Source organism: Pedobacter sp. MR22-3, from assembly GCF_026240075.1.
In the GTDB taxonomy this organism is placed as follows: domain Bacteria; phylum Bacteroidota; class Bacteroidia; order Sphingobacteriales; family Sphingobacteriaceae; genus Pedobacter.
The window spans coordinates 86,009-94,665 of record NZ_JAPIVF010000010.1 but is presented as its reverse complement, the minus strand read 5'-3'; the positions used below and the strand labels follow the sequence as shown (position 1 = coordinate 94,665).

6 protein-coding genes and 1 pseudogene are annotated in these 8,657 nt (G+C 37.1%); 3 read left to right on the top strand and 4 right to left on the bottom strand.

Features of this window, described 5'->3' with window-relative positions; genetic code table 11:
* Together OQ267_RS21775 and OQ267_RS21770 are read right to left on the bottom strand one after the other, a co-directional pair.
* Positions 1–189 (bottom strand): annotated as a pseudogene (locus OQ267_RS21775) (OmpA family protein); the annotation flags it as partial.
* A 343-nt stretch (positions 190–532) separates the two neighbouring features.
* Positions 533–1,288 (bottom strand): response regulator transcription factor, encoded by a 756-nt coding sequence (locus OQ267_RS21770; RefSeq protein WP_265838076.1) that lies wholly within the window; start codon positions 1,286–1,288, stop codon positions 533–535.
* A 162-nt stretch (positions 1,289–1,450) separates the two neighbouring features.
* On the opposite strand from OQ267_RS21770, the gene OQ267_RS21765 reads away from it, so the two are divergent.
* Positions 1,451–2,095, top strand: a complete 645-nt coding sequence (locus tag OQ267_RS21765) for a DUF1349 domain-containing protein (RefSeq protein ID WP_088299410.1) — start codon at positions 1,451–1,453, stop codon at positions 2,093–2,095.
* Positions 2,096–2,195: 100 nt separating this feature from the next.
* On the opposite strand, the gene dinB is transcribed toward OQ267_RS21765, so the two are convergent.
* Complete coding sequence (dinB, locus tag OQ267_RS21760; protein ID WP_265838075.1) at positions 2,196–3,296, bottom strand: DNA polymerase IV; 1,101 nt, start codon at positions 3,294–3,296, stop codon at positions 2,196–2,198.
* Positions 3,297–3,538: 242 nt separating this feature from the next.
* On the bottom strand, positions 3,539–3,898 hold the full coding sequence (locus tag OQ267_RS21755; protein WP_088299408.1) for a response regulator: 360 nt from the start codon (positions 3,896–3,898) through the stop codon (positions 3,539–3,541).
* Positions 3,899–4,226: 328 nt separating this feature from the next.
* On the opposite strand from OQ267_RS21755, the gene OQ267_RS21750 reads away from it, so the two are divergent.
* Positions 4,227–5,258, top strand: coding sequence for a LacI family DNA-binding transcriptional regulator (locus tag OQ267_RS21750; RefSeq protein ID WP_265838074.1), 1,032 nt, complete (start codon positions 4,227–4,229; stop codon positions 5,256–5,258).
* 416 nt (positions 5,259–5,674) lie between these two features.
* Positions 5,675–8,656 carry a SusC/RagA family TonB-linked outer membrane protein gene (locus OQ267_RS21745; RefSeq protein ID WP_265838073.1) on the top strand — a complete coding sequence of 994 codons (2,982 nt, stop codon included), beginning with the start codon at positions 5,675–5,677 and terminating at the stop codon, positions 8,654–8,656.
* Position 8,657 lies beyond the last annotated feature (1 nt).

Sequence of the window (8,657 nt, the reverse complement as noted above, 5' to 3'; positions counted from 1 at the left end):
GGTAACACTTCCACCACCTAAAAAAGTATTCTGGCTGAATATACCTCCCTGAGCACCTACACTCCAGGTTCTTAAAGGTTGTTTACCAAATCTACCAGAGGTAGTTGGTGTTGATTCTTGTGCAAATAATTGTGATGATAATCCCAATAATGCAACCATCATTGATAGTTTTGTAATATTTCTGTTCATATTGTTAATTTTCGATATTAACAGGGAGAGCTATATTTTGTTTCACTATCAAATCATGAATAATGAGCAAAAGTAAATTAAACGCTCTGTTACAGTGATTTATGTTTTTTATACTCTTATTTGGAGTGCAATATCACTTAAGGGAATGTCTTAAGCCTTATGAAAATGACTGCTTTTAAGTGCAGAAAAAATATTTTAAGGAAAACAAAATCTTGATTAAGATTGATTTGATTTTTTGCCGGTATACATTTTTTACCCTTATTAAATCTTTTCCAAACATAATAAATGATAGCCTATAGTCAGCTGATCACATCTGAATCATCTAGAATTAAATGTCAACCAATTAAGTTACCAGGCCCATGGTTTCGGCCATTCTGCAGGCTTCCATCGCGTTACTTGCGTTTAGTTTTTGAAATATATTTTGTCTGTGTCGATTCACAGTATTGATACTCAGCATCAGCTTATCTGCAATCTCTTTGCTCCTCAGTCCACGTTTAATTAGCCGTAAAACCTCTTTTTCTCTTGAGGAGAGGAGTACTTTAAACTGCGCTTCATTCTGCTCAATGATTTTTCCACTTTTGTTGTTAATTATAATGCCTTGAGGGACCTCAAATTCCGGGTGGTCATAAATCATTTGGTAAAGGCAGAGTGCCAGCCAGATACTGCCATCATCCGAACTGGTGATATACAGCAAACGATGTTTGATCAATACGTATTTGCCATCCCTGTTTTTTATTCTAAGTTTGGTGATGACCTCATAATCCATGCGTTCTTCGGCAGGCAAAGTATGCAGGTGCTGAAAAAACTGGAACTCAAGTCGGTATTTTTTCTGTAAATCTTCAGGATGTATTTTATTTAATAACTGATCTTCCCAAATGGATCTGATTTCATGATCTTGCTTAAATAGCCCAAGCTGTCCAGCGATATCGCCATAATAAAGAAAGCTTTTCCGCGCTTTCATATCACTTAACACTGCAATACAGTTTTCAAATTGACTGTACATCTGTGCAATACCCTTCGCGTTATCCAGTTTCTGATCAGGATTTTGGATCGTTTCAAAAGTTTGAGACAAAAGTTTAATATCAAGCAGATTTCGCATTTAACTAAAATTGATGGTTATTTATGACCATTGAAATTGGCTGAAGCGTTAATAACTTTGCGAACTTAATCATTTGAATGGTGATGAAGTGATGAAATAAATGTTTTCAATTGCTTGTATTCTCATAATTGATCATTACTATAAATTAATCGATAATATTAAATGAAAAGAATTCTTTTGACAATAGGTATTTTATGCGGACTAAACGAATTGAAGGCGCAGAATTTAGAAAAAATGCAGTGGTTTAATGAGCCGGATAAATGGGAAATTAAGAATAATACCTTAAAAATGCAGGTTACACCAAATAGTGATTACTGGCGTATTTCTCATTATGGCTTTACGGTTGATGATGCACCATTTTATTATGCAACATATGGGGGAGAGTTTGAAGCAAAGGTAAAACTTACCGGAGCCTATAAAGCCCGATTCGATCAGATGGGTTTAATGATCCGGATAGATCATCAGAACTATATTAAAACGGGGGTGGAGTTTGTGGATGGGAAATTTAACATCAGTACAGTAGTTACTCATGATAAAAGTGATTGGAGTGTGCTTCCGTTGGAAAAGGTGCCGCCATTTATCTGGGTTAAAGTGGTGCGCCGACTTGATGCCGTAGAGATTTTTTATTCTTTGGATGATCAAAATTACATCATGACAAGAAATGCTCCTTTGCAGGATAATACACCTGTAATGGTGGGCTTAATGGCTGCTAGTCCGGATGGTAATGGTTTTGAAGCAAAATTTGAAAACTTTAAGGTGAAACATTTGCCAGATCAGCGCAGACTGGAGTGGTTAAAAACACATTAACCATAAAATGACCAGCAGGTTTAAGGAATATATAACGTGCTCCATTATTTTTATATGCCTGAGTTACCAATATAAATTAATTCTGATACACTCACATCTATCAGAAATCAAATTCCAGCTGGTTATTTTCGATATTTTCGATTGGGATTTCATCATAAAAACGAGAAAGCGTAATGCCCAGCAATCGAACTTTCATGGTTCCCAATTGCGCTTCCTCTAAAAGTTTTACGGCTTCCTGAAACATCTGCGAAGCCTGATTGAATGGTGTTGAAAACGAACGGCTTCTGGTAATCTGTTTAAAATCTTCAAATTTAATTTTTAGGGTAATGGTTTTTCCTTTTAACTGATGCTTCTCTAACCTGGTGGCTACCGTTTCGCTGATTTGCTTTAATAAATCGTGCATTACGGCCAGGTCATTGGTATCTTCTGACAAGGTGTCTTCTGCGCCAACGGATTTTGTTTCGCGTTGAGACTGAACAGGCCGGTGATCCAGTCCGCGTACAATTTTGTAATAGAATTTGCCTGATTTTCCAAACTGTGCAATGAGTTGTGATTCGGTTAAGTTTTTTAAATCAGCACCAGTGTTAATTTGCATGGCCTTCATTTTTGCAGCAGTAACTTTGCCTACACCAAAGAACTTTTCAACAGGAAGTTTTTCCATAAAAGCCTTGATTTTTGATGGGCCAATAAAAGTTAATCCATCTGGCTTGTTCATATCTGAAGCCACCTTAGCCACAAATTTATTGATGGAAACACCTGCAGATGCGGTAAGGTTCAATTCATTTTTGATGGCATCTTTAATCGATTTGGCAATATTGATGGCTGATCCTATGCCAAGTTTATCTTCCGTAACATCCAGATAGGCCTCATCCAGCGAAAGTGGCTCTATCACATCAGTATAGCGGCTGAATATTTCCCTGATGGCTTTTGACACCGCGGTATAGGCATCAAACCTGGGATACACAAATATAGCTGTTGGACAAAGCTGATAAGCTTTACTGCAAGACATTGCGGAACGAATGCCATATTGCCGGGCTTCGTAACTGGCTGTGGCAACTACCCCGCGACTATCGGGCTTGCCGCCCACTACAAGAGGTTTCCCCCTATACTCAGGAAAATCACGTTGTTCTACCGATGCATAAAAAGCATCCATATCAATGTGGATAATCTTTCTTATAATACTTTCAGGCTGATCGGACATTGATGGGTAGTATACGTTCGGAATGAAGAATCACTTTTTGTGAAAAACTGATATTAAATTTCGAAAAAAATATCATGATCTGGAGTGTCCCGTATTTTTCTTTACATAAAATCAACCGGGATAATGTAATCCGGAATGGCTAAAGGATCAGTAATGGCCAATGATAATGACTGGAAAATCAGATATTAGAGATGTAAACAATCTAAGCTATTGGCAATAGGAAATTGGTTATCGTTAACGGGTTAATTTAAAAGTTCCTGCACTTTATCTAATAAGGAATCCATTTCGAAAGGTTTTTCCATAAAGTCGTTCGCGCCCGCATCCATGGCAGATTGCCTGATATCACGGCTTGCTGAAATCATCAAAACCGGAATTTCTTTGTATTTAGGGTCATTTTTTAACAACTTACAGATATCACGTCCGTCATGTCCACTCATCCAGATATCGAGCATAATTAAATCAGGTTTATTTTTCACTGCATCAATAACTGCTCCACCATCGTAAGTAAACTCAACATCATAACCCATCACTTCCAATATCATCGTTATCGCATCTACTATCCCTTCATCATCATCAGCGATGAGTATTTTCTTAATTTCCATTTGGCGTAGATTTTGTCTTATTTGTTAGTATTTATAGGTGAAAAGCAAATATCATAAATTCTCTATTAGTATTAATGGATAAATCTTGTTTTTGTTTTAAAAAAAATATATTATTTTAAATTTCACTTCCTGATGGTTTTTAGACCATATTTGTTTCAACTTCATGCTGTTAAAAAAGAGAAATATGGCGCACATGATGAATAACTTAGCATCTAAATGATAATTTAGAAAAGGAGTCAGAACAGTTGTATTGTATTATAAAATTAAAAAGTGATTTTATCACTTATATTTACATCAAAATTTAACCAGTCTATCTTTCAAAGTTAAAATGGATCATATTAATATTAAGAAATTAGCAGAAGCATTAAATCTATCAACTTCTACAATTTCGCGTGCTTTTAGAGATAACAGCGATATTAATGGTGCCACCAAAGAGCGGATTTTAACCAAAGCGAAAGAATTAAACTATCAGCCTAACCATTACGCCAGCAATTTAAGAGAACAAAAAAGCAAAACCATTGCGGTAATTGTACCTGAATTGGCCAACAATTATTTTTCACAGGCTATACATGGTATTGAGCGGGTGGCCAGGGCGAATGGTTATCATATCCTAATTTATGTGACCGATGATGACTATCATAAAGAGGTAACCTTTATTCGGCATTTGCATAATGGCCGGGCTGATGGCATTATCATGTCAGTTTCGGGGGAGGCCAACGACCATAATTACCTGAATGAGTTCGGTACGAAACGCCTGCCGTTGGTTTTTTTCGACAGGATTTATGAAGATATTGTAACGCCCAGAGTGATTACGAACGATTATAACAGTAGTTTTTTAGCCACTGAACATTTAATCATGCAAGGTTGCAGGCGCATTGCTTATCTGGTGGTGAATAAAAGTTTATCCATCGGTAAAACGCGGATGCAGGGATATTTAGATGCTTTGACCAAGCATCAGGTTGGTTTTGAAGAACAGTTAATTGTGGATTGCAGTAACAGTTATGATGAAAATAGCATTATCATTAAGAATGCCTTAATGGATTTAAAGCCAGATGGTGTTTTTACATCTGTGGAACGTCTGGCTTTTGCTACTTATTATGCTTGTTATGATTTAGGCATTGACATTCCTGATGATTTGAAAGTAATTAGTTTTTCCAGTCTGGAAATTGCCCCGCTCTTAAATCCATCACTCACCACCATTACGCAACCAGCGGCTAAAATTGGAGATGAGGCAGCTAAATTATTATTCAAAATTTTAGATTGTCAGCAAGATAAAAATTTCATGAATGAGGTGGTTCTGGAGTCAGAAATCATCATCCGTAATTCTACCTCAAATCAGCAAAAAAAACGCCTGAAATAAGCAGGTTTTTAATCCCTGAAAATCTCAAAAAAAAATCTTCACTTAGTGTAAAATAAGCAGAATTCTGTTCAAATTTCGGGAACGTTCCCGAAAACGCAGCAGATTTGATATTGATTTTTTCGGGAACGTTCCCGAAAAATGGTTGAAAAATGGCTTAGTGTAAAAAATACACGCTAAACAACTTTTATGTTTTTTTAAATAATTGATTGTCAATATTTTATTTTTTATTCGGCTTTTTTTTGAAATCTAAAATTTAAAGTAAAATTAAATTTTTATCAGTTTTTTACAGGTCTGTTTTTCGCTGTAAATATATTTTTTAAATAAATTTTGAAATGTAATTATGTGCTGTAAATTAGGCCTGTGTGTAATTCACTATAATATTTAACCAAATTTTTATACTTAAACGAGCTTCGAATATGAAAGTATTTTACCTGTTAAAACAGGGGCTTTTGGTGCTGTTAGTTTTTTCAGCATTAATCGTAAAAGCACAAACCGGATCAATCTCCGGAAAGGTGCTTGATGAAACCGGCCTGCCATTACCTGGTGCTTCTGTGGTTGTAAAAGGTACAACCAGAAGTACATCCACTGATGGTGAAGGAAATTTCAAAATTGCTGGTTTACCGAACGGTTCGGTAACCTTATCTGCCAGTTTTATCGGCTATCAAACACTCGATAAAGCGGTAAGCCTTAATGGCAACACTACGCTAAACTTTCAGCTGGTGCCTGATGCACAAAAATTAAATGAAGTTGTGGTAATTGGCTACGGTACGGCAGAAAAGAAAAACTTAACCGGTTCCATTACTACCGTAAGTTCGAAAGACTTTCAAAAAGGTACCATTACCACTCCTGAACAATTGATTCAGGGTAAAGTTGCCGGTGTAAACATCATTTCAGGTGGTGGTGCGCCAGGTGCAGGAGGACAAATCCGTATTCGTGGTGGTGCATCTCTAAATGCCAGCAACGATCCGTTAATTGTTGTGGATGGTGTTCCTTTCAGCGGAAACAGTATTGGTAATGCACCAAGTCCGCTTTCTTTAATTAACCCGAACGATATTGAAACCTTTACCGTATTGAAAGATGCAAATGCAACGGCAATTTATGGTTCCAGGGCATCAAATGGGGTAATTTTAATTACCACTAAAAAAGGTGCTTCAGGTGCACCGGTGATTAATTTCAGTACCAATAATTCCATCGCCACAGTAGCGAAAAAGGTTGATGTTTTCTCTGCTGATGAGGTTCGTGCCTATGTAAACGCAAATGGAACAGCTGCACAGCGAGCACTTTTAGGTACCGCCAATACTGATTGGCAGGATGAAATTTATCAAAACGCATTTTCAACAGATAATACGTTAAGCATTGCCGGATCATTTAAAGGCGTTCCTTACCGCGTATCTGCTGGTTATTTAGATCAGGATGGAGTATTGATTACCGCCAAGTTGAAAAGAGCAACTGGTGGTTTAACCTTATCGCCACGTTTATTTAAGGACCACTTAAAAATTGATTTAAGTTTAAAAGGAACCCTGAGTAATTCTCAATATCCTGATGATGCCGCAATTCAGAATGCCATCCAGTTCGATCCCACTCAACCTGTTTATGCTGATAATAAATTTGGTGGCTATTTCGAGTGGATTTCAGGAACGGGGGCTGCAGGCGTGCCAAATCCAAATGCACCACGTAACCCTGTTGCTTTAATCAGGCAGCAAAATAACGTAGGTAATGCAGAAAGAAGCTTTGGTAATGCCAGGTTTGATTACTCTTTTCACTTCCTGCCGGAATTGCACGCGAACTTAAATTTAGGTTACGATATCGCTAAAGGTTACGGTTCAAAATCAATTCCTGTTTATGCAGCGCAACGCGCCTCAACAAATGGTTACTACGAAAGAAGGTTAAACAATGGTTCTGATAAATTCTCAGAGTTCTATTTAAACTATGCCAAAACAGTAGAAAGCATTAAAAGTAGGTTTGATGTAACCGCTGGTTATGGTTACTATGATAACTCCACTACTGATTTTTATTTCAATACGTACAGAGGAACAGGGGAGATTTTAACTACTCCTGTATTCCCTAATGCTGTAGAGAGACAAAAGTTACTTTCTTATTATGGAAGATTTGTATACACTCTTGCTGATAAATATATCCTTTCCGGAACGATGCGTGCAGATGCTTCATCAAGATTCTCAGAGCAGAATCGTTGGGGATATTTTCCTTCAGCTGGTTTTACCTGGAGAATTATTGGCGAAAATTTCTTAAAAGACAGCAAAGTGGTATCTGATCTGAAATTAAGATTAAGCTATGGCGAAACAGGTAATAAAGACGGATCAACCATTGGTAACTACAATTACATCTCCAGATACTATGCCAATACCAACCAAGGTCAGTATCAGGTGGGCAACTCTTTTTACAATTATTACAGTCCTGCTGGTTATGATCCGGATATGAAATGGGAAACCACAACTACTTATAATGCTGGTTTGGATTATGGTTTCTTAAAAGGAAGATTGTATGGTAGCCTGGATGTGTATTACAAAAAAACAAAAGATTTATTGAGTACGATTAACATCCCGGTAGGGACCAACTTCAGTAACTTATTAACCACCAACGTGGGGAATATGGAAGTAAAGGGTGCTGAAGCCAGCTTGAATTTTGTAGCCATCCAACAAGATGAGGTAACCTGGGAATTTGGTGTGAATGCGGCTTACAACAAAAGGAAGATAACCAACTTAACGTTAAATCCTGATCCGGGATCTAAAGTTGGCGCAGGTGACATAACCGGTGGTACAGGAAATACCTTAAAATGGAATGCGGTGAACCAGATTCCAAGTGCATTCTTCGTTTATAAGCAAGTTTACAATGCCAATGGCGTGCCTCTAGAAGGTATTTATGAAGATTTAAATGGCGATGGTGTAATCAACACGAATGATCAGTATTTCTATAAATCACCAGATCCAAACTTCACCTTTGGTTTCAATACGTCATTCACTTACAAAAAATGGACGGCTACAACCGTGCTTCGGGCGAGCATTGGAAACTATGTATACGATAACATTTCATCCAACTTCGGAATCAGAAATAACATCTTAAGTACACAGGGAATTCTGAACAATGCCGGGGTAGATTTATATAATACCAATTTCTCCGGGAGTTCGGGTACGCAGTATTTAAGTGATTATTTTATCAAAAATGCATCATTCTTAAAAATGGATAACGTTGGTTTGTCATACAACGTAGGTAAATTATCTAAAAACAGTAACACCAGTATGCGAATTTCAGCGAACGTACAGAATGTATTTATCGTATCTGATTACAAAGGCTTAGATCCGGAATTATCATCGGGGATTGATTTTAACTTATACCCAAGACCGAGAACTTACACTTTGGGTTTAAATGTTGGTTTCTAAT